This window comes from Pseudoalteromonas sp. CO348, from assembly GCF_004208845.1.
Lineage (GTDB): Bacteria > Pseudomonadota > Gammaproteobacteria > Enterobacterales > Alteromonadaceae > Pseudoalteromonas > Pseudoalteromonas maricaloris.
Genome location: NZ_SGPI01000024.1, coordinates 37,914 through 60,432 on the forward strand (window position 1 = coordinate 37,914; position 22,519 = coordinate 60,432).

A 22,519-nucleotide genomic window follows, 5' to 3' on the forward strand; every position below is an offset into this window, starting at 1 on the left:
GTCTATAACCGATACATTACTTTGACCCTTGGTTGCGGTAATGCTGTCGGTAAACTAGATTAATAACCTGAGCTTCAAAAAATGAACGCCTTGCTAGCATGACCAGAAAGGCCCATAAAATGAGCTTAAAAACAATGAGTTCGGTTGTTACATACGCGAGCCTCAAATTAAGTAAAATAGCTGAAGTGAAGTCAATGAAAAAATTATCCCTTGTTACCTGTTCCACCTTATTTGCCTTTTCCAGTATGTGTTACGCAGACTTTGACTATAAAGGAGAAGGCGCGCTAACCTACCCAACCGGTGTAGAGAAAGCGTTTGAGTTTGGTTTTGCTTGGAACAAACAGACTGAACAGTTTCGCATCGGTGCAAATCATTATGACATGTCTGAACTACCAGAGTCTTACTCAGTTGCCATTACACTGAGTAAAGACGATACCCGCGTGTGGATCCAAGAATTCAATCAAGGTTTTATTTCTGAATTTAAGTGGCAAATTGCAGATCATCACATCTCTCTTGTGAAAAAAGAGTTTAGCGACTCTGTAAAGGGTAATTACGTTTTAACGGTAAATGGGATAGATTACTTCTTTGCGCGAGATAACGTGAGTATCACACTCTCTTTTGAAGAAGATGGCATTAAGAATATTAAGGTAGATGGCGTGACAAAAGACATGGGAACTAAATCATAAAGGCCACATTGCGTGGCCTTTAGATCATACTTTGACTGTTTTTCTATTTATCCCATACTCACGCAGCTTGTTGGCAACGGCTGTGTGGCTTAATCCCAAACGTTTAGCCAATTGCCTTGAGCTCGGATAAGCGGGGTAAAGCTTGCGCAACAAGGTTGCTTCAAATCGCTTCACCGCTTGGTCTAACGTCCCTTCAAAATCAGACTCCAAATAACCTAAGTCATGGGTAAAGGTCGGTAAGTTTAGATGCTCAGTACGAAGTTCTTTATCATCAAGCAACGAGACCGCACGATAAATGGCGTTTTCTAGCTGCCTCACATTACCAGGCCAAGGGTAATTCTCTAAAAACTCAATACATTCTCTAGCAAGTGTTGGCGCTGGATGACCATTTTGCTGGGCATATTTTTGTACAAAATGCTCAGCCAAAGGCCCGATATCTGCTTTTCTATCTCTCAGCGGAGAAATTTCAAGCGTTAGCACGTTAATGCGATAGTAGAGATCTTCTCTAAATACGCCCTCTTGCACCATTGCTGGTAAATCTTTTTGCGTTGCAGCTATGATGCGAACATTAACCTTAACTTCATTCTCGTCACCGACTTTACGGAATGTACCGTCTTGTAAAAAACGCAGTAACTTAGTCTGTAACTGGGTTGACATTTCACCCACTTCGTCAAGGAATACCGTGCCACCATCAGCCTGTTCTAATACACCACGTTTTGGCGCTGCATTTTCTTCATAGCCTGCATAACCAAACAGCTCAGATTCGGCAACATCATCTGGCAGCGAAGCGCAAGAAAGCGCGATAAACGGCTTTAACGAACGGTTAGACGCATAATGACATGCTCTAGCCAATAGCTCTTTACCCGTACCAGTTTCACCTGTGATCAGAATTGGCGCTTCTAGCTGTGCCATTTTTCTGGCTTCACGCACGACTCTACGCATGGCTGTGCTGTGGTTATGAATCGTCGCAAAACTTTCTTGACCGTAACGACGAAACGCACTGACTTGCTGCCCTAATCGCGACTGCGATTTAATGTTAATCACCGCACCGGCTAATACATCGCCTTCGCTCCCTTGGGGCACCGAAATTGGCAAAATATCAGCAATAAAATCTTCCCCGCCCACTTCGACACGGGTTGTCTGACCTAACACCTCTTTACCTTCTAACCAACGGGTAAAGTTAAACCCTTTCAAAAGGTTGTTAATGTTGGCACCGATCACTTCCTTTTCAACCATGTTAAGGTCGCGACAAGCTGCGTCATTGCAATGACGTACCCAGCCTTTAGCGTCGATAGAAATTACACCATCAGGCAACGCACTGAGCAAAGTATTCAGCTCATTATGTTCACGTTCTGACGGTAAAAACGCTGTAGTACGAACATCTTCAACGCCATCGATTAAGCGGATCTCAGGCATGATCTTCTGAAACTGTTCAAATTCGATGGGTGGAAAGCTCACGTACATTCGACAATTTACTGAATCGACTTCTATACCTTTCAAATCGACACGGTAACTCACCAAGATATTGAGAATTTCTTGGGCAATACCAATACGGTCAGCGCAATGTATCTCTAGACGCATTTGTTCCTCAAAGCGGGTTTTCACAATTGACGAGATCATACTCTAAGAATAGCTGGCCGACTAGAAAAACGTAAAGAATATTGAACAGAATTTTAGCTATCCTCGCAAATTCTTGTCCTATACTAATGAAGAACTGAAAAAAGTTGTTTTTTAAGACATTTTTCAGCGCTTGTTAAGTTTTTGATTTGGAAACTTACATTCCATTTCAAAGGATTGCAACGCATAAAGAGTTACAGATATAATACTAAAGAATTGGATAATGTATCTTTTTTGAAAGCAGGCTGGCCACAATGAAAAAAATCTTAAATTTAGTATTACTATTTGCGCTCACGGCCTGCTCAGTAGAGGACCCAAATGAAACAGGTCCTTCACAAATAGATAAGGATGAAGATAAAAGCCAACAAGATAGGGATAACGAGACGCCCAACTTAAGCGTGTTGCTGCAAAACACAAAAGCGATGCCCATCGCCAATGCCAACCTCACGATAAATGGTCTGTCATTTACCTCAAATAGCGATGGTGTATTTGACCTGTCGACTCTAGCATACGGCGCTTATGTTGCAGAAATATCTCACCCCGATTATTTACCCTTGGTTTTTACCTTAGCGAATCAAAGTAACAATGAACAGCAGCTCACGCTTGAACTAAAAGCAAAGTCGAGCACGCTAAAAACCGTACTTTTTGCGGGTGATACCATGTTTGGGCGTCGTTATTTCAACCCTGACCTCATTACCATGGGGAATTCATTGCCCAGCACCCCTGACGGACTTATCCAGCCCCAAAGCGCAGGACCTGATGCCCAAGCGCTGGTGCAGTTTATGCATCCTTTATTTAAACATATCGATTTTGCTTCGGTTAACTTGGAGTCTCCAATCCTAAAAAACCCAACCACGGTCCATCCAAGTAAAGAGTTTGCATTTTTTAGTCTGCCAGAGTCATTAATTGCCCTCAATGATTTGGGTATTGACTATGTCGCACTTGGCAATAACCACGTTTATGACTATCAAGCATCTGGACTGAACGACACCTTGAAGTACGTCGAGCAAGCGGGACTTAAACACAGTGGCGCGGGCACAAGCGCGGCAGAGGCATTTAAGCCCTATAGCCTAAGCCTTGGTGAAACAACCATAGATTTTGTGTCTGCGACTTCTATTACAGGCGATCAACATACCGTCACTTATGTGGCATCAGATGCTAAAGGGGGAGCTGCCGACCTAACAGATACCAATGGCATGAAAGAAACGGTGGTGCAAGCCAGTAACAACGGCCACTTTGTTGTGGCTCAGCTTCACGGCGGTGACGAGTATTCATACGCACCAACGGCGTATATTTCAAACCGCTTTGATTTACTTTCCAAAAATGGTGCTAACTTGATGATTGCGCATCACCCTCACGTTGCGCAAGGATTTGGCTTATACAATGGCGTACCAAGCATACTTGGACTAGGCAACTTTGTTTTTGAGCAAAATCGTCTTGAAACCTTTTTAGGACTGATAGCTGTGGTTGAGTTAGAAACTGCAGGCACACCTAAAATCAGTGCACTAAAAGCCTATCCCGTTTATCTAGAAGACTATGTTCCTAAGTTTGTAAGTGGCGATCTTGCCAATGCCCTACTAAAGCGTATCGCTGAATTTTCTTCACCCGAAGTTGGTATCTCATTGCGCCCGGGATTTGCAGAAGTCACCTTTGATAAACCGGTTCAAGCAAAAGCAACCGAGCAACAAGTTATTACCTTAGAAGCCGGTGAGCATATTGTCGATTTACGCCAATATTCAAGCAGTGCTGAGTTCCTTAGCAAACTCACGGCTAGTGATGCTCAAGCAGAGATTGTGCTTGGTAGAGACTTATTGTTCTTTGGGGATTTTGAAGACTGGGACAGCGATAACGAAAAAGGGGAAGTCTCTCGTTGGTTAATTGAGGCCGAGGATATCGCGCCATGTTTAGTCGGCAAATATCGTGGCGTACAAGGACTTTGTCTACAACGAACGCAATTTAACGAAACACCAACGCGTGTGCCGTTCAAACACACAATTCGTACCATGCCTATTACGCCAGCACCGAGCACGGCACAGGCTTACCATGAGCTCTCGCTCTTTGGTTATGCCAAAGGAGAGAACGCTGGTGAGTTTAAGGCTGATATTCGTATCTTGACATCAGAAGATAGCCTTATCTTTTCTGAGTCAACGCCCCGATTAAAGCCTGCAGGTAGTTATGAGTGGCAAACGTTTAGACAAGATATTACCTTACCTGACGATTCCGTTGTGCTTGGCGATGAAGGATTGCCTGCTCGTGGCGTCCAGTTTGGCCTCTCCATGGCGCCACCAAGTAGTGGTGAAAGTGCCTTATTTTTAGATGATATTGCGATGATCTCGTGGCAACGCCCTGTGCTGCTTCAAAACGGTCAGTGGCAAAGCGCACAAATCCATGGCCTAGAATTTATCAAAGTAAAAGTAGCGAAGACGACTGAGCTGAGTCTCACTTTTAGCCAGCAATAAGAGAGTGAAAAGGCATGTCGGTTTTTAGTCAATTAAACTTTATAAAACGCCAACGTGAGTTTTGGCTATTTATGAGCTTATTCGCTATTTTGTTGATCGCCTCGGCGTCCGGCTTATATAAGCAGGTAAACCTAATTGGATTACAATGGTTTTCTAAGCTCAACACCACACAAGCAACGCAAGTAGTCGTGATTGAAGCAGAAAACTTACAGCAACAACATCAGCAGTTGGCAAAAATACTCTCTGACTATCAACCAAAAGCCGTTGTGTTTTTTGCAAATACCGAACTTTCACCACAGCAAAACGACCGCTCGATTTACTATCCATTCAATACACAATCGGTTTGTCTGTTGGAAACAGAAAATTGGTATGGCAGTGCAATCAGCCTCGCACCACCAGCAAACAAGTGTGACATACTGTGGGATAAAATATTCCCGCAGCATGGTGAATACCTCAACAAAATCATAGACTACTCGCTGCCTTATTATTCACTACCAAAATTCAGTGCGCAGAGAGTACTTGACGGTGACCTATTCACAGCACAACTCAGCGAAAAGGTCATCTTAGTTGCTCAGCATTCAAAGTTTTCACGCTTAAATAGTAATGCTTATTTTGGCGCGCAAGAACTTCCGCCAGTTTACCTACAGGCATTTATCGCCAATAGCTTTGCATCCGACAGCTTTATTCAGCCTTTAAATAAAGTGACGATAGTCGCACTCATGGTACTAGCATCAATATTTTTCTTAGTGTGGTACCAAAGAAATGCGACCAAGACCAATGTCATCATTGCGATATCCACCAGCATATTACTGATCATAAGTGGCCTTGCTGCGCATCATTGGTACTCCGTGTTATTGCCGCTTGGTGAGCTGCTATCTTTGATATGGCTGACGCTACTTTGGGTGTTTATCTCTTTGAAATGGTCAGAAGAAGAAAACTTAAAATCTCTGATAGCCCTGATCCAACAACGTATGATGGGTCGATATCTACCACGGCACTTTCTCGAGCATAATGAACCTTGGGATGCAATCATCCAACTAGTTAATCAGCAGCTTAATCTGAGAAGAAGTATCTTTCTCACTCGCTTAGAGGGTGACCACAGAGTAACTGAAATACGCGCAATACACTGTCAGCTCAGTGATATCTTAGAGATGCGACGAGATTACGAGCGAGTACCTTATTCCGATGCAATCAAAGCGTTTGGTGCTATCAAAATTACCCGCCCTTTCTTCCAACATCTAGCGGAAGATGAGCAGCAGTATATTGCACCCTTGATGTACGCAGGAGATGTTCGGGGTTTTTGGGCGCTAACCGTCACTCCTCAAGACAGTTTTGATGAGCAAGCGTTTATTAAAAATGTAAATCTCTTTGCACATCAAATTGGTGAATTATTATTCCACTATAAAGTGTTTTCTGCTGAGCAAAAAAACCTCAAAAGCACACTGACTCGGGCGCTGACCTTTTCTCTGAAAGAGCCACTAAGTCATAAAATCAAAAATGCAATTAATGAGATGGATCAAAAGCTCACCTCACTGGAGCATGTCTTCAACCAGCTTCACAGTGCCAGTATTTTATATAACTTATTTGGCCAAATTGTGCAGGTAAATGAATCTCTTGAACGCTTTGCAAGAGAGCATAAGCTGTCTATTTTCGACATGTCCGCCTTAGACTTACTTTGTCGCTGTACCGAGATGGATAGTGAACAAGCTAAAGGAAAGCTGCGCTATTTAACCTTAAAACGTGGCAAAATCGTATTACCCGTATATTTAGACAATCGAACTTATTTATTAAGCATTCGCGCCTTACTCAAACAATCAACCAGCCTTAACGCTAGTACCCCATTTGAAACCAGCGGGGTGTTATTTGAATTTATTGACCTTGGCGAGCAGTTATCTCAGCTAGATGATAAAGAAGCCTTTTTAACACACTTGTCAGAGCAGCTTGCGGTTAACGAGCAACTTTTGCCTGAAGAGTGGGATGAGGAATAGATGGACTGGACGCTGATGCTATTCCCAAGTGCGGGCGGACTTGGGCAGTCCGTTATCACGTGTGTTTGGATAGGCATCGCGGTTGTCGCATTTTTCAATCTTAGGTTTGGCTTCCCGTTAACTGGTTTAGTGGTGCCAGGTTACCTAGTCCCTTTATTTATCGTGAGCCCAACATCGGCTTGGGTGATCATTGTTGAGGCCATTGTTGTTTATGGCTTAATGCGGTTTTTTGCCAAAACACTTGTTGAGAGACTGGGCTATGCAGAAATGTTTGGCCGTGACCGATTTTTTGCCATCGTTTTGTTAAGCATTATTGTTCGAGTTACCATGGATGTGCTGTTTTGGCCGCTGGTCGCCGCGTACTTAACACAATGGGACATCACCTTTGATTACGCCGCACAGCTGTATAGCCTCGGGCTGATTATCATCGCCTTGACCGCCAATGTAATGTGGAATGGCGGCTTTAAATATGGCATAAAAGTCACCGCTATTCAGTTGGTTGTTACCTATATCATCATTCGTTTTGGATTGATGACGTTCACCAACTTTAGCATTGCCAATCTTGCCGTCATGTACGAAGCTGTTGCGGCCTCCATTATTGCAGCCCCTAAAGCTTATATTATCTTGGTGATCACCGCTTTTATCGCATCAAGGGCTAATTTAAAGTACGGCTGGGAATTCAATGGCATTATGCTGCCAGCGCTGCTAGCTCTGCAACTGATGCAACCCACTAAGCTGCTCACCTCATTCGTAGAAACAGCGATTATTTTAGTCTTTGGATATGTAGTCTTAAACTTTACTCGTTTAAAACACGCCAATATCGAAGGCGCGCGACTCATGCTACTGTTTTTTAATATCGGCTTTGTCTACAAACTGATTTTAAACTACGTTGTCGTCGGTTACTTCCCAACCTTAAAAGTGACCGATACCTTTGCTTTTGGCTACATGCTATCGACCTTACTCGCCCTTAAAATTTACCAAAAAAATGCGCTAGGCCTTGTGATCCGTGCAACTTTTCAAACTTCAATTGTTGGTGGCTTTATCGCCATCTGTATCGGTTTTGCAATTATGGTTATTCCAAGCCTATTCGTACAAAGTAATACATTAGCGATAAATGAAACAGCCAGCGATTTAACGCTCGGCCAAGTGATCAGTAATTACAAGAGCCAGCTGTATACTCAAAATGCGGCTAACGTTAATGTCAGCCAATATGTGACCGAGCAGCAACGTAGCCACTTTAAACAAGCAATTAGGTTGCTTAAGCAGGATAGTGAGTCACACTATGTCGAGGCCGCCACCTTACTGCGTCAAGCCGACTTTTCTTTGCAACGTACAACACAATTTTTAGTAATAAAAGACAATCAACAAGATCACAAGCGCGGTCTGTTTATCATTAATTTAGCTGCTCAAAAAGCCCATATCATCAGCGTCCCCTACCCCACTGCAGAGCGGCTTGCCAGTGAGGCTGGTGGGATATTGTTTTCCTACTGGCAAAGCCAGGCAATGGCGTTTGGCAATGCGCGACCTAACCAAAGTGGCGATAAGAACGGTAAACAAAGCGAGTTCTATAGTGACTTTTTTATGGCGATGGATATTCCAGAGGTCGTCCAACTCAGAGAAATTAATCGGCAAGTAAGCCAATTGATGCACCAACACAGTTTAAAAGAAGACGCACAGATGTGGATATTTAACAGTGTGCCAAGCTCAGTGCAACAATCTGAACTTGCTACCTTGTTTAACATCAACGATGCACACTTTGGTCTCGCGGCAAATGCGCCTTTACCTTACAGCCAATTCCATGGACAGATGATTGAGGCGTATTTAAGCTCGGATAGCTATTCGTCGTTGCTAAGCGCATATGGCCTGCAACGCATCGACAAAGACATAGATAAAATAAGCACAAGCGATGAGAGCATACAGGCACTTATTGAAGCATTTTCAAGTCACATTAGCGCCAAAGGCAGCGGTGCATTTAGTGCACTGAGCGATACCAGTGCTGCATTGTGGGAATATGAAGTGTTAAGGCCGTTATTTGCTATCACCCAAAACCTTGAGATAGTAACAACGCCAGAAACGCTTGAGGTAAGGCTGAGTCAGATAAATCGCGTAGCAAACCTATTACAGTACCAATTAACTTTAGTTGAAAATAATCAAGGGCAATTCGTTGCGCTTTCTCCTTTAGATACCAAATCTGCCTATGATTTGGGTCAAGGGGTGTACTTTATTGCCTTGCTGGCTAAACCATCCCTCACCATTGCGGTGCCTAGACCACTCTTTGAAAGTAACACGCTGGAGTTCTCTGGGCAGTTGTTTACGGCCACCCATGCAAAGTTACTGGCAATCGCTGGTGCTCATCCGTATACCAGCATAGATGCAAATGTAATGGCAGCCGACAACGTGCGGTCATTATTTAATGTGGTGTATCAAAGTGCACAGCGCTACTTTTATGACAACCCCTTACTTAATTTACAGATCCGCAGTCATAGCGCGCCTGCAAGCATCAGACCTTCAGCGCTTGCGTACCAATTTACAACGCCTAACCCTATTCATAATGACACCATTGCTACACTACAAAGGGTGCTAGCTGATCTTGGTGTTAATACTCAAACCGTTTCAGGACAACAAGCAACAAGAGGCTTAGAACTCGGTACCACACCACAGTCGGGATATCAGCTGTTCGCACCAAAGAGTGAGTTAGCGGCACTGTGGCTGGCATCGGATTTTAAATCGCACTTCGCCATTACCAAGGACGCTTTATTGCAACGCCTTTTAGCCGTTGCACACACACCTAAGCTCAAAGTAATCGATTTGCTTGCCCTCTCGCCAAATGATTGGCATGAGGCCAGTGCGCAATTTATTGACGCACTTAAAGTGGCCACAGGGCGCTATGCCACCACCCAACATTTACCTGTGCTCCAAGCACTTTGTCAATTTGAAAGCCAGTGTAAAATAAGCGCCTTTAGCACGCATAGAAATGGTGAGCTGGGATTAATGTTTACCCGAGATAACGCACTGCTCGCGCTATACTTACCAAGAAGAAATCGTGTTATTGATTTAGCCACTTATGCAAAAGCGGTTCATGAGGGGCGTTATGTACTGGATTAAGCAGATATTACGATTTGCTATTTTTACGGCTCTGCTGCTACTTTTTGTTTGGTTCGCCGTCACTTTATTTGTGTGGGTAAAATCGGCGGAGCCTTCAAATACCTCTACCCTGTTTAATATCCGCTCCAATGTTCATTGGCTAAAAACCGACAGTGCACTGAAGTTTTCCTTTTCTGCGTCTCGGACCATGTCTGTTCGGGTGTTGTCTAATGGAATATTCGAATCGCAGCCGTTGGATGATCAGCCTGTCAACTATGCTATTGAATATCAGTTACTTGATGCAAAAGGAGCGATTATTTATCGCGGTACTTATCATCATGCAGCTAAAGCCGCCTCGAACGACTTTCAGCAACAGGTAAAACAGATCATTGAAAACCGTGAAGCGTTGGCCGTGGCGTCTGGACAATCCTTTTATTTAAATCGCGAAGAGTTACAACAGGCTGCAACCATCACGTTAAAGCTAATACCAGAAAATGCTCAGCTTAAAGGCGTGGTGGTACGTGTCCATGCCCAAACCAGTAACAGTATTACCGACCCCGCCAAAGCATGGCTGAAAAGGCCAACCGAATGGCGTGAACGCATGACGAATTACCACACCATAGGTGAAAACGCCTTAACCAACGAAGAAAAATACAATTCGGTCATGTTAGATTGGCAAAAGCTAGCGCCACAGGGCGTGCCTAACATCGACTTTCGTGCTGACTTGTTATACGAGTCACTGCCCTACAATGTGCTTAATCATGATTTTTCGACCCAGCTAGACTTAGACAGTTTGTTTATTTCTGAGCAGCTAAGCGCAAGTTTTCGCGTCTATGAACACACGGAATATTTATTAAGCCATTCCGAGAATGCAAATCTTACTTTTGTTTGGCACGATTTACGCCAACTCGACGCGCCAAAGCCACTAACGCCTGAGATGCTATCCACTACCCAAGCTAGACTAAGCAACCTACCAGCAGGCCTTGTTACCATAAGCGCAAGCGCCCCCACCAGCATTCGGGTATTTAGCAATGGCGTCGACCCTATAGTCCCGTTGCATAGTTATTATTATATGCTCAACGCGCAAACGCCGGTTTACTATCAAGTCTCTCCTAAAAGCGATATCGCTTTAGAATGGCGCGCGCCCATTGGCAGCACTCTCTCTGTGAGCCTCTATAGCAACAATGAGCGGATCAAGGACTATGTTTTTACCGCAACGGCGGAGCAAGCTTTGTTTGATAGACTGATAACTGAAACCACGGAGCGACAAACCTTACCAACCGCAGAGAAGCGTTATTTGGCAATACCAGATAACGTTAATCAAATCAAAATTGAAGCCGAAGACGCGATGGTGAAGCTGCAAGCCCGCAGCCCAACATTTAATTATCTGAATCATCGCTGTGACCCAGTGTGCGACCCTGAAAGCCCAATTTATCAGGGGATTGACGCATGGTTTAGCCAAAGGGCCGACAACCATTATCTCTTTCACACTCAAAAGCAGATAGCATCGGTGCGCTTATTTGAAGCGCCACCTGAAGTACCTGAGTTGCTGCCTCAATACCGCTCCAAAGACTTAGATCAGCTTTTAGCTGTATCGGATATCGCGTTGGTGCCCATTGAGCAAGCTTACTTTGATAACTCAGTACCGCAAATGGAGTTCGAATATCGTCAGGTAGCCAAATCTGCACTCTTTAAGCTCGGTAAAGCAACAAGCTACCCAAGCAGTGTGATTGTGAAGCAACAGCATAAACCTACACTATTTGAAGTTCCGTTAAACAGCTTACAAATAGAGGAGTTAGCGAACACCCAAGCACTTTTCATCAATCAAGGGCTTCCAAGAACCGTGCGGAAGATCCGCCTGTACAAAGTGGCAAAAACAACGCCACTTACCGTTGCTGTTAGTGAGAATAATTTGCAACCTAACGCTTTGGTCGTCAAAGTGTTTAGTGCCGAACCTCAAGCTGAAATCACGGTAGCAACCGCTCTGGATAGCACTAAGGTCATCACCCCAAGCGATGAATACACGATTTTAGCTAAACACTTTGTACTACACTTAAACCCAGCACAAACGAGGATGTTTTTTAACCCTAATCATGCAGATCTGTACGAGTATCCAAGTATTACTTTGCCGCTGTTTCAAGACTTAACATCGCCTAAAACCATGACGCTTAGCTTTTCACATGATGTTTGGATAAGTGTATTAGAGGAACATGAACAACCTGATGCAACATTAAACTGGTGGCAAGATGAAACGCCTTAGTCGCTACGCACTTTACATTGCATTGTGCTTGTCATTGAATGTTAACGCTGCAATTCCAGACAGCAGCAAAATGACGCACTGGTTTAAACAACCCGTAGCGCTCGATGGCTGGCAATTTACGCACCAAGCAGAGCAGTTTACATTGACGCCAAAGCCTCAAAGTGAAGTGCACGGCGAAGTCACGTATGCGCCAAAGCATCGGCCTTGCGTGGTGTCTGTTCCACATCGCTTTCATGATAAACATACGCTGACCATTGGTGCGCACATTTTCCAGCACAGTTGCCAAGTGTTACTGAGCAATACAAAACACAGATACGATAACAACGACACCGGTAAAACCTATGATTACGCCAAGCAACCTCACAATATTCACGCGTCAGCTATCGTAGCTTTTACATCTTTACACCCAACAGCAAAAGTGTTCCAAATACATGGGTTTAGTCAAAAGAAGCGAAAAACCGACGGCGGTAAACTAAGCGAAATAATTTTGAGCCAAGGCAAAACAAATGACGACACACTATGGAAGTTGAAGTCTTGTCTTGTTAAGCAAGGTTATCGGGCGCTGATTTACCCTCAAGAAGTGCAAGAACTTGGCGGGACGCAAAATATCATGCATCAGCTTGCGCTTCCTGAATATAGCTTTATCCATATTGAGCTAAGCTATCAAACAAGAAAGCAATTAATTAATAACAATCAACAACTAGAGCAGTTTACTAAATGCGTGCAATCACTTTTATAATGACACTACTGCTGTTTGCAACGATATCCCGAGCCAATGAGGTAGGGATACAAACGGCTGCCCAATGGGTTGATCTGTCACGTATGCAATTTATCCAAGCCAATGCTAACAAGCACTTTGCACCTCGGCAAAAAGCGTGGCTGTTTTTGCCAAGTCACGCATGGTTAGTCACAACACCAAGTGCCCTCGATACATTCGAATTTTTTGCAGGGGAAACTCCAAAGCTACGACGTGCCATTCCAACGTCCGATTGGTTATGTATTCAATCCAGATGCCAACTGAGTGCAACTGCACAAAACCGCTTAATTCAGGTTGCTTACACCGGTGATAACGCTCAATCTCTCACGCTTTGGCAAGGCAGCATGCACAGCCACAGAGATCCGTATCGAAGAGCGCTCAGACTGCCAGGGCTTGACGACCAAACACTGCAATTAGCGCAAGATACAGAGCGCTGGTTTTATCTACAACCTACACAAGTGACAAGCGTATTCTTTGAACACGCCAAAAAGCTCAAACTAGAGGTTCGAAAAGATCTACACGCGATTGCGCAAAACGGTACTGTCACAATTAAAGTCAACGGTGAAGTTATCAGCACCATTGCAATATCAGATATCCAAGCGGATGAGTACCTTGAGCCTAAAATCGGCTTGTCTAACCAAGATTATATTGCCGTCCCGCAAGGTAGTTATCTCACTATCACAACATCGGTGCCTACCTACCTTAACTTACTACAAATGCACCGTGGTATTTACGATGACAATGCAGGAATAAAGCAGCAAGAGTCGTTATTTAATCCGTATTGGAATAAACAGCTGAACGAGCAGCTCAGCGCCCTTTACATGAATGGTGATACTTCCCCACTTACTTTTAGCGCTTCTGACACGGCGTTGGCAGTCAAACGTAAGCAAATGCTTAACGATATTGCCTCTACGGTGTATTTTTTAACGCCAAGCTCCCCTCAACCTCTCACTCATCATGTTGCGCTAAGCGGAGTAACACTGGGCAGCCGCAGCGCAGCTGGGCAAGTGCTGCTCACTTCAAGCCCTCAGCGAGTCAATTACATTACCTCGTCTCAACCACTGAAGTATCATCTTGAGAATATACTGAGAGTTGATAATGCAATTACCTTGTATGTTCGAGCAAGAACGCAAGAGCACTTAACCATCTCCAGCGGGCATGGCCAACATACGCTGCTTGTTGCGCCTAGCAGTCATTTTCAAAGACTTACCCTACACATAAATCCAGCATCCAAAGTTGTGATGATTGAAGGAGCTAAGCAAGCGCTTGATATCGCTGTAGCAGTAAACCGCTTACAACCATTTCCCGACTTCTTGACCATGACGCAAGAAGCGATAGGCCAAGGGTCACTCGTTCAAGGTCTGCTGGCAAGAAGCAAACAAAATCGAGCGGACACTTACTATTTATCTCTTAGCGGGCTGAGTGCGCCGGAACTAAGTGTTAAGACAGACAACCACGACCAGTTTACTGCCACTAAAGTACTTGCGGAACTGCAAATGGTAGCAAAGACCAAACCACTCATGGCGCTTGCGAAACTGAAGCCGTATTTGAGTGGGCATAGTGAGCAAGTTACGTTAATGGCTTGGCAACTTAATATTGCTATTTTGACTCAGCTAGAACGCAGTGGAAACGCCGAGGTGTTACTAAAATCGCTGCTTAAAAGCACCGCTCAATCTTTAAGAGAGTACGCCGCCAATGAACTACTCACGAGATATTTAGCGCTGAATGAATATATCCAAGCTAGCCTATTATGCGCTGCCCACGAAAGCGATATCACACAATATCAATGCGATGATATCCTGTTGACGCACCTACTTGACTCCGGCCTTCAACAAGAAGCGCTGTGGACAAGCCAGCAAATGGCATTAACACCAAAACAAGCCGAACAAGTCGCGGCAATTCAAACAAACGAACTGACCCAGCCTCAATACAGCCTTAATCACTACGGTTTACAAGTCGTAGAGTCAATGGATGATCAAACTGAGCTGTACCCGCTAGGTTCAGGTAAACCCATCAAACTAGTTGCTAAAACGCCTTTGACGGTCAAGCTAAGTGCACGTGCTGCGTACCAAGGACAAGAATACAAAAATACTCAATGGCTGCTGTATGAACACAACGCCAAAACCCGGATTTTACCCATCTTTAGTGATATTGCAGCAAACTTACAATTGCAGCCACAAACCACTCGATTATCTATTGCATCGCAGCAATATATTCAATTAGCGGCAAATGAAAGTCTCACCCTTTTCAGTAATAATGAGTTGTTTGTAGAGATCCGGGTGCAACCAGACACCGCTGATACTAAGGCTTTTGTAGATAAGTCTGCACACTTGGTTAGCAGCGCTGATGGGCGCATAGCAAATGAGCTAAGCGCTAAAGAAATTGCGATAAATGCCTTGTATCAATTGAGCCAGCAAACATTGTCTAACGAAAGCTACAACAGGGTCCTTCAACGTCTGCACCCAAGCTTATCGGATGATGCCGTTTTAACCGATTTATATGCCCGCTTGATGCGCTATGGTCAATGGCTTGCTGCGGAACAATACACTAGCTATGTTGGCACACAAAAGGTAAAAGTTGATACGCTTGCGGCGCAAAGCGTTGGTGACCAGATCACCGCACACCTCACTGAAAATCAGCCGTCGGGCCTGCCGCTCAGAACAAATGAGATACTGACTATTGATTTTTCTGAGTATCAACAAGTGCAAGTAAGGGTAAAGTTTGCCTACTCTTCTGCCAGGCAAATCGTGGCACCGCCTGCTAATGTAGAGCTAGTGGGGCCAAATCAAGGTGATGTGATTTCGCTGCAGCCAATGCAACCACTCTATTACGGCATTAAACAAGTTGAGACGCAACAGGGACTATTGCAATTGCGTTGGCTCAACCCTCTATCAGGACAAAGTGTGAGCATACGTCCGCAATACTTCGACCAAGGTCAATGGCATGATATCCCATTGGATACGAGGCAAATTTTTTATCGCTCTGATGAAACAACCCCAATCACGGCGAAATTAACTCGAGATAGTCTGATTAAAATTGAAACCTTTGCCGATGGTATTAGACATGAAGCCACCTATTTTCACCCGGCAGGACAAGTATCACTAACCGGCCAACAGCAGCAAACGTTAGCACGCATGTCTATCTGGACGTTAAGTCCAACATTGCACCGCGTTAACCTAGTACCTGAAGTGCCAATGTTCTTAAAAACCAAGCAACAGTTAACACCAACAAGTGCTGAACCCGTATTTCAGCAGGCTCGCATTGAAACTGATGAGAGTCGCACTGGCATCGAAGGCTTTTTGAATATTGATAGCGACGACATTGTACAGACAACGGAGCCTAGCCCTAGCCGTACTACACTCGATTTAGGTTTATCACTGAGAATGAAGGATGAAAATAACTGGTACCGCATCGATACTTTCTACACGATGGATAATCATCACCAAGACACTTTCTCCATCAATGGTCAATATGATTGGCTCTCGAAACAGTCGAACTGGTTTGCAGAAGCAAGAATGCGTAATCGCTGGCAGGATGCAACGGCAATCAGTGAAACCCATTTAAGCTCTAGTATTTCGGCAAAGTTTGGCCAAATTCACCGTTATAACAGCGGTTTTAGAAGCATTTGGTGGTGGCAGCCTTTTTACACGTACACCAGTATCAGCAAGGACGAATTTATTGCAGACGAGCAAATTGGTCCTGATATGTACACCTTTTACCGTAATAATCACAAGCACGGCTGGCAAGCGCATGCTGGGCTGCGCTATCAGCCCTGGGTTGATAGTTACTTCAGCTCCGGCGTTACATTGACGTCAAATCAAGATTGGCAAACGCTCGACAATGCACTGTTTTCATTTGATTGGTATCAATTTTATCAAGGCCATATTTTTCATGCCGGATTAACATCAAGCTATGTATTTGCCGATCAGAACCGTCCTAATCCAACATGGCAATACTTAACTCAATTGGGTTGGCAAACGGGCTTTGACTTTAGTCATAACACCGCGGGTTGGTTAGGTGTAACTTGGACTCAAGACTGGTTTAACAATACCCATCAGGTTGGGCTACAAGTACGTTTAGGCAACTTACAGCAAACCGCTTTTGCCCCCTATGCTCACGATGAAATTATTTTTGAATCGTTACAGCTAAGTCATTTATTAGAGCAAGATTTACATGAGCGTTGAAGCCTTAAAGAGTCAATTAGAAGCCCTATTTTTTGCCGAAACTGAAAAGTTTTGGCTGAACTTGTATCAACATAAATACAGTGCGTTGATCGACGAATTGTGCGCATGGGAACTCATTTACAATCGCCCTGAAAACGAGGATGAAACCGACTGGCTGGTACTTCAATCTATCGCCTTTTTGCGCCATAAAATTGAGACTCTACATGAGCAAATTTTGCTGCTTGAGGTATCCCACACCGGATTTGTGCAGCGTATCGCTAAGTCTGAATTTGCCAGTGAAAAAGAGCTTCATATTATTGCTTATGCTCAAGAACTTGGCACCACTAAAGCCGCGTTAGAGCAAGATAAAAAAGCTTTTTCACGATGGTTTGACGAAGGTGCTGTAGTTGCTCGATATCAACATCAAGTTGCCGCTATTGAGCAACAGGTTAAATTTTTAATCGCCAAACTTGGGGCGCTAACGAATCGATATTTACGTGCTCACCACGATACCCTAGAAAATGCCTGGCAACGCTTGGATTTACAGCCATTTTGCTTAAATTTACTCGCCCATAGTCAAAATCAACATATTCGTCATGGCTTGATCCGCGCACTGGTCAATATGGTCGCAACCTTGAACAACTATGAGGTTGACTCGGAATTAGACGCAGATCTTATCGCCAAACTTATTGAGTTGCTTGAGTCTGACAATATGCCCTATCAGGCAACCGTCGATATTTTAGAGATCTTAATACATCAACGCCCCACTTTTATTCGTGCCTACATGTGGGCTTTGCTTGAAGAAGCGAACGACATTGAAACTAGTCAGCTAGTTGATGCCGAAGTACTCTATATTTTGAGTATCTTTCCTAAAATTATTGTCAGCCAGCCAAAGCTTACAGACAAAGATCTCAATATGCTTTGTGCACTCAGCGAGCACACCTTACCTAGGGTGCGCCAGGTTACGCTAGAGTTTGTCGAGTTTTATCCCACATCGTTTGCACAAGAGTTAATCGCCAAGCGGTTTGAACAAGAGAATGAGAATGCCGTACTTTTTACCTTAATAAAACAGTTATCCGCCGACCGCTTTTGCCAACACGATTTTGCATTTTTACTGTGGCAACGTGTGCTAACAGGCGACTTTAGTATGCAGCTCAAGCGCTTAGCGCTTGAGCAAAGCGCGCGTATTATGCTGAATATGCAACTTGAATCAAATCAAGCCGATCTCTGCTTCAAACGGTTTATTGATACCTTAAATAACTGCTTATCGAACGAAACAAACATCGCCGTTTGCCGTTATATCACCAGAGCCAGAGAGCAGCTAGGTAGCTTCTATCATCAAGCCATCATTGCACAGCTCAACGCTTCTCTTGAAGCCAACGAACAAAGTGACGCACTGGCAACTTGGTCTCGTGATGAACTGGGCCGCTCACTTTCTTATATTGCACAGCGCGGTCAAAGTCTTAATGCCTCAAAAACAAAAGCTGGCTGGCGTATCCAACAAGGCTATCGTCAAGCAAGAAGATTATGGCGAGTAATACACGAAATAAGACAACCAAGTACCGATAAACGTCAAAGCTATTCCCATACCAAAGCGAAAAAGCCCAGCGTATCGATCCACGTCCCTAGCTGCACTACCGCGGAAATTAGCGAAACAAAAGTGCCAGGGGAGTTGCTCTTTAATATCGCCGAACAAACGAGTCGACCACATCTACCATTACTCGACTTTTTGCTAAGCGTACTGACCAATGACCACAGTAAAGAAGACGCCAAAACCTATACGCCGGATGGTATTTTAGCCGTTACTCCGCCATCAACTTTGTGGCGACGCCTTAAGGCGTACTGGACCATAACATGGCAGTTTGCAGAGCTAGACCGCTTACGAAAAGGCAACGAACTTGAGCAAGGTAAGTATTTGGATGCACTTAACACGCTGGGGTTTTCTCTACGCTTTAGTGCCTATGGCGACATCGCAAAAACGCCCTTTCCTGTCGCGAAAGACATTCAGCAACTTTATACTCGCTCTGGTGTCACCTCTGCGCTACTCACCATTTGGAGCAGTTTTAAAGAATACGTCGATGCCATTTATCAAAATAGTATTTCGCAGCTGGTTTTCTTTGTACTGGCATTTATTAGCTACTTTTGGACTCGGCATATTTATGTCAGTAAAAGAATAAAACAAAATCGAAAACACATTCCGGTGTCCATTGGCGGCTGGGGAACGCGAGGAAAATCAGGAACCGAGAGGCTGAAGTCGGCTTTATTTAGCAGCTTGGCGCTGAGAGTCGTGAGCAAGACCACGGGCTGTGAAGCGATGCTTATCTATTCAAAAATTTCTGGTGAACAATATGAGATCCCACTATTTCGGCCTTTCGACAAAGCGAGTATTTGGGAGCAAGCTGATGTGCTACATTTTGCGAAGCAGGTAAAAGCGGACGTTTTCCTGTGGGAATGTATGGGCCTGACTCCGAGATATGTAAAAATTCTAGTGCGCTGGATGAAAGACAATTTTGCTACCATTACTAATGCCTACCCGGATCATGAAGATATTTTGGGCCCAACAGGCTTGGATGTAGCAAAAGAAATGTCCGCCTTTTTGGGCTACAACACCCAAGTGTTCACCGCCGAGCAGAATATGGCCTCCGTACTCAACTTGGCGGCAGAGCAAAAAAACACGTCGCTCATTCAAATTCATTGGGGTGATGGGTATCAAATTACGCCTGATATTCTTGCAAAATACCCCTATGTTGAGCATCCGGATAACATCGCTCTGGTCTGCAAAATGGCGCAATATATTGGCATCAATAAAGACTATGTGTTCAAAGAAACGGCTTCTAGGGTTATTCCCGATGTTGGCGTGCTTCAACAGTTTACGACCGCAAAGATTGGTGCAATCAGTCAAAGCTTTATCAACAGCATGTCTGCCAACGAACGCCTAGCAACGATAGAAAATTGGAAACGCTTAAACATCGTCGAACAGGGAAAGCAGGGGCAAATTGTTGCACTAATTAATAATCGTAACGACCGTGTAGCGCGCTCGCAAGTATTTGCGAACATTCTGGCCAATGATCTGCATTTTGATGCCATAGTGGTGATCGGCACCAATATCGATGGCTTCTTTAAGTACTTTATGGTTGCACAGGAAAACCTCTTACATAGTCTTTTCAGCAATAACGACCACAATGCACTGCGCGATTTACTCACGCGTTTTAGGCTCACATTATCGCGAGATGCGCTTATTGCATCATTAAATACTACGGCAGACAAGCTGCCTGAATCTGCATTTTCAAGTATCGACTCACTACAATCACACCTTAACAGTGAAGATGAAACACATCAGCTAATTCTAAAACGTTTTGAAGCGTGGACAATTGCCCAGTCGCTTTTGGAAGTTGAAGACCTGAACACTAGGCTTTCGCAGACAGCAGCGCTTGCAGAGCAACTTGCCACTCTCAAATGTACGTTAGTGCATGATAGCGACATCAAGCCTGACGCCTTAAACCAAATCATTGCCAAACAAGCACTGCCAAATGAGCACCAAATTATCGTCGGCATGCAAAATATCAAAGGTGCGGGACTGGGCTATGTTTACATGTGGCAAAAGTGGCAGTTGTTTAATCAGCATTGCGAGCGTCTAAGCCGCCGCAGCGTGACACAAACTGAGTTTAGAAATGGCTTAAGTAGAATTTTACAGCAAGAGGAGCTCAGCGCGATTGAATGCCAATACTTAGCTGACAAGCTCGACTTGTTCAAAATGTTGCCCAATGCCCAAAGCGAATTCAGCCAAGCCGAATTAACGCAAATAAAACGCAAACTCGAGCAACAAACGCAACGCTTAGAAAGTAAAGATAATACTCGGGCTCGCTCGCCGCTAACACGCTTTTTGAATAAATTGGTCGAGTCATTTTTAGATGCCGGCGCGGCGGTAAAAAGGAAAAAAATCGCAGTTCAGGTATACAAAGATATCGCCGACTTTAGGATCACAATAGAAAAGGCAACCCTTATTTTAAGTGAATTAAATCGTTCGCAAAAACCGGGATGGTTGAAGTTACAAAATGGTAAGCGCCGCAAAAAATAGCTCGGCGCTTGTTACCCGGCCACTAAAACGTAGATAAGTTTAATGATCAGCGTCACCATTAATAAAGGCAGTACATATTTGGCATACTTTTGCATTTTATCTAGTCCTAAACGCTGCTGATACTTTTCCAACAGCGGTATCAAGACGACCAACGCGATGACTAAACTCACTAATAATATAACTACGTTCATCTTAGTTCCTCTTTCTAAACAGGTATCTTACAACCAGTATTCACTTCAAGCAAAATTCCAGCTATGCTCATAAACACATCTGACCAGTAGAATAACAATGATGAAAACTGCTATCACCGAATTATTTGGCATCGAAAAACCTATTATATTACCCGGCATGAGCTGGATTTCTGTCCCTGAGCTTGTTGCGGCAGTGAGCAATGCTGGTGGCTTAGGTATTTTAGCCACGGGCCCGCTCAGTCAAAACGAGACACGTCAAGCAATACGAAAAATTCGTGAACTCACCGATAAGCCTTTTGGTATTGGTGTGACGTTAATGATGCCAGGCGCCAAAGAAAATGCCAAAGTCGCATTAGAAGAGCAAGTGCCTGTTATCAATTTTTCTTTAGGAAAAGGCGATTGGCTAGTACAAGCAGCTAAAGCTTACGGCGGAAAAGTCATTGCTACTGTGGTGACGCAAAAGCATGCATTAGCAGCACAAAAATCTGGCGTTGATGCGCTATTAGTTACAGGCCATGAGGCCGCAGCCCATGGTGGTGAAGTAACTTCACTGTGTTTAGTGCCGAGTATAGTCGATATTGTCGATATACCTGTGATTGCCGCGGGGGGATTTGCCGATGGTCGAGGACTTATCGCCGCGCTAGCGCTTGGCGCAGAGGGCGTTGCTATGGGCTCTCGTTTTGCAACATCTAAAGAAAGCCCTTTGCATCAACATGTCAAAGATACTGTAGTAGAAAAAGACGTTGAACAGACGATTTACTCCAAAAACTTCGATGGTCTTTATGCTCGAGTAATGAAAACCCCCATGGCTGAAAAGGCAACGCGCCGCCCAATGAACTTTTTCATGGCCACCATAAAATCATTCAAGGCCGCCAAAATGGTCGACATGCCCTTATGGAAGCTACTACTAGGACTGTTATCTCAATTCGATAAAATTAAGATGCTGTCGCTCTTTGGTGCCGCCACCGAAAAACTTGAAGCCGCCACAATCCACGGAGATTTAGACCATGGCGTGCAGTTTATTGGCCAATCTCAAGGCTTAATTCGAGAAATCGAATCCGTACAAACCTTAATGGATAACATGATGGCTCAAGCCACTGAGGTGCATTCACGTATCGGCAACAGTACAGCCGAGTAACGGATGTTTGGTATTGATGCGGTAAAAGCGGTATTATTTGCTTAATATCGCTCTGGCCCTAGTTGTGCCACTCAAGTGCTGGCCATAAACTCTGATTT

General features: G+C 44.3%; 11 protein-coding genes. 9 read left to right on the forward strand and 2 right to left on the reverse strand.

Annotated elements, in window-relative coordinates; translation table 11 throughout:
* Positions 1-119: 119 nt before the first annotated feature.
* Entirely contained in the window at positions 120-686 is a 567-nt protein-coding gene (locus EXT48_RS12375; RefSeq protein WP_130164636.1) for a hypothetical protein, read from the forward strand.
* Between the two features lie 24 nt (positions 687-710).
* On the opposite strand, the gene tyrR is transcribed toward EXT48_RS12375, so the two are convergent.
* A complete protein-coding gene (tyrR, locus tag EXT48_RS12380; RefSeq protein ID WP_130126705.1) occupies positions 711-2,267 on the reverse strand; it encodes a transcriptional regulator TyrR in 1,557 nt (518 codons plus the stop codon).
* Between the two features lie 290 nt (positions 2,268-2,557).
* On the opposite strand from tyrR, the gene EXT48_RS12385 reads away from it, so the two are divergent.
* Genes EXT48_RS12385 through EXT48_RS12415 form a run of 7 tightly spaced genes read left to right on the forward strand, consistent with a single transcriptional unit; the run spans position 2,558 to position 21,092 of the window.
* Positions 2,558-4,762, forward strand: coding sequence for a CapA family protein (locus EXT48_RS12385; RefSeq protein ID WP_240703382.1), 2,205 nt, complete (start codon positions 2,558-2,560; stop codon positions 4,760-4,762).
* 14 nt (positions 4,763-4,776) lie between these two features.
* Positions 4,777-6,750, forward strand: a complete 1,974-nt coding sequence (locus EXT48_RS12390; protein WP_130164637.1) for a hypothetical protein — start codon at positions 4,777-4,779, stop codon at positions 6,748-6,750.
* Positions 6,751-9,855 carry a poly-gamma-glutamate biosynthesis protein PgsC/CapC gene (locus EXT48_RS12395; protein WP_130164638.1) on the forward strand — a complete coding sequence of 1,035 codons (3,105 nt, stop codon included), beginning with the start codon at positions 6,751-6,753 and terminating at the stop codon, positions 9,853-9,855.
* Complete coding sequence (locus EXT48_RS12400) at positions 9,842-12,094, forward strand: hypothetical protein (protein WP_130164639.1); 2,253 nt, start codon at positions 9,842-9,844, stop codon at positions 12,092-12,094. The genes EXT48_RS12395 and EXT48_RS12400 overlap by 14 nt, the downstream gene beginning before the upstream one ends.
* On the forward strand, positions 12,081-12,833 hold the full coding sequence (locus EXT48_RS12405) for a hypothetical protein (RefSeq protein ID WP_130164640.1): 753 nt from the start codon (positions 12,081-12,083) through the stop codon (positions 12,831-12,833). Before EXT48_RS12400 ends, EXT48_RS12405 begins: the two co-directional genes overlap by 14 nt.
* Positions 12,812-17,035, forward strand: a complete 4,224-nt coding sequence (locus tag EXT48_RS12410) for a hypothetical protein (protein WP_130164641.1) — start codon at positions 12,812-12,814, stop codon at positions 17,033-17,035. The genes EXT48_RS12405 and EXT48_RS12410 overlap by 22 nt, the downstream gene beginning before the upstream one ends.
* Complete coding sequence (locus tag EXT48_RS12415) at positions 17,025-21,092, forward strand: poly-gamma-glutamate synthase PgsB (RefSeq protein WP_130164642.1); 4,068 nt, start codon at positions 17,025-17,027, stop codon at positions 21,090-21,092. The genes EXT48_RS12410 and EXT48_RS12415 overlap by 11 nt, the downstream gene beginning before the upstream one ends.
* An 11-nt stretch (positions 21,093-21,103) precedes the next feature.
* Here EXT48_RS12415 and EXT48_RS12420 read toward each other — a convergent pair whose 3' ends face one another.
* Positions 21,104-21,283, reverse strand: a complete 180-nt coding sequence (locus EXT48_RS12420; RefSeq protein WP_095727329.1) for a hypothetical protein — start codon at positions 21,281-21,283, stop codon at positions 21,104-21,106.
* Positions 21,284-21,374: 91 nt separating this feature from the next.
* Here EXT48_RS12420 and EXT48_RS12425 point away from each other — a divergent pair, with 91 nt between their 5' ends.
* Positions 21,375-22,421: a nitronate monooxygenase gene (locus tag EXT48_RS12425; RefSeq protein WP_346654656.1), complete on the forward strand. Its 1,047-nt coding sequence runs from the start codon at positions 21,375-21,377 to the stop codon at positions 22,419-22,421.
* The last annotated feature ends 98 nt before the right edge of the window (positions 22,422-22,519 follow it).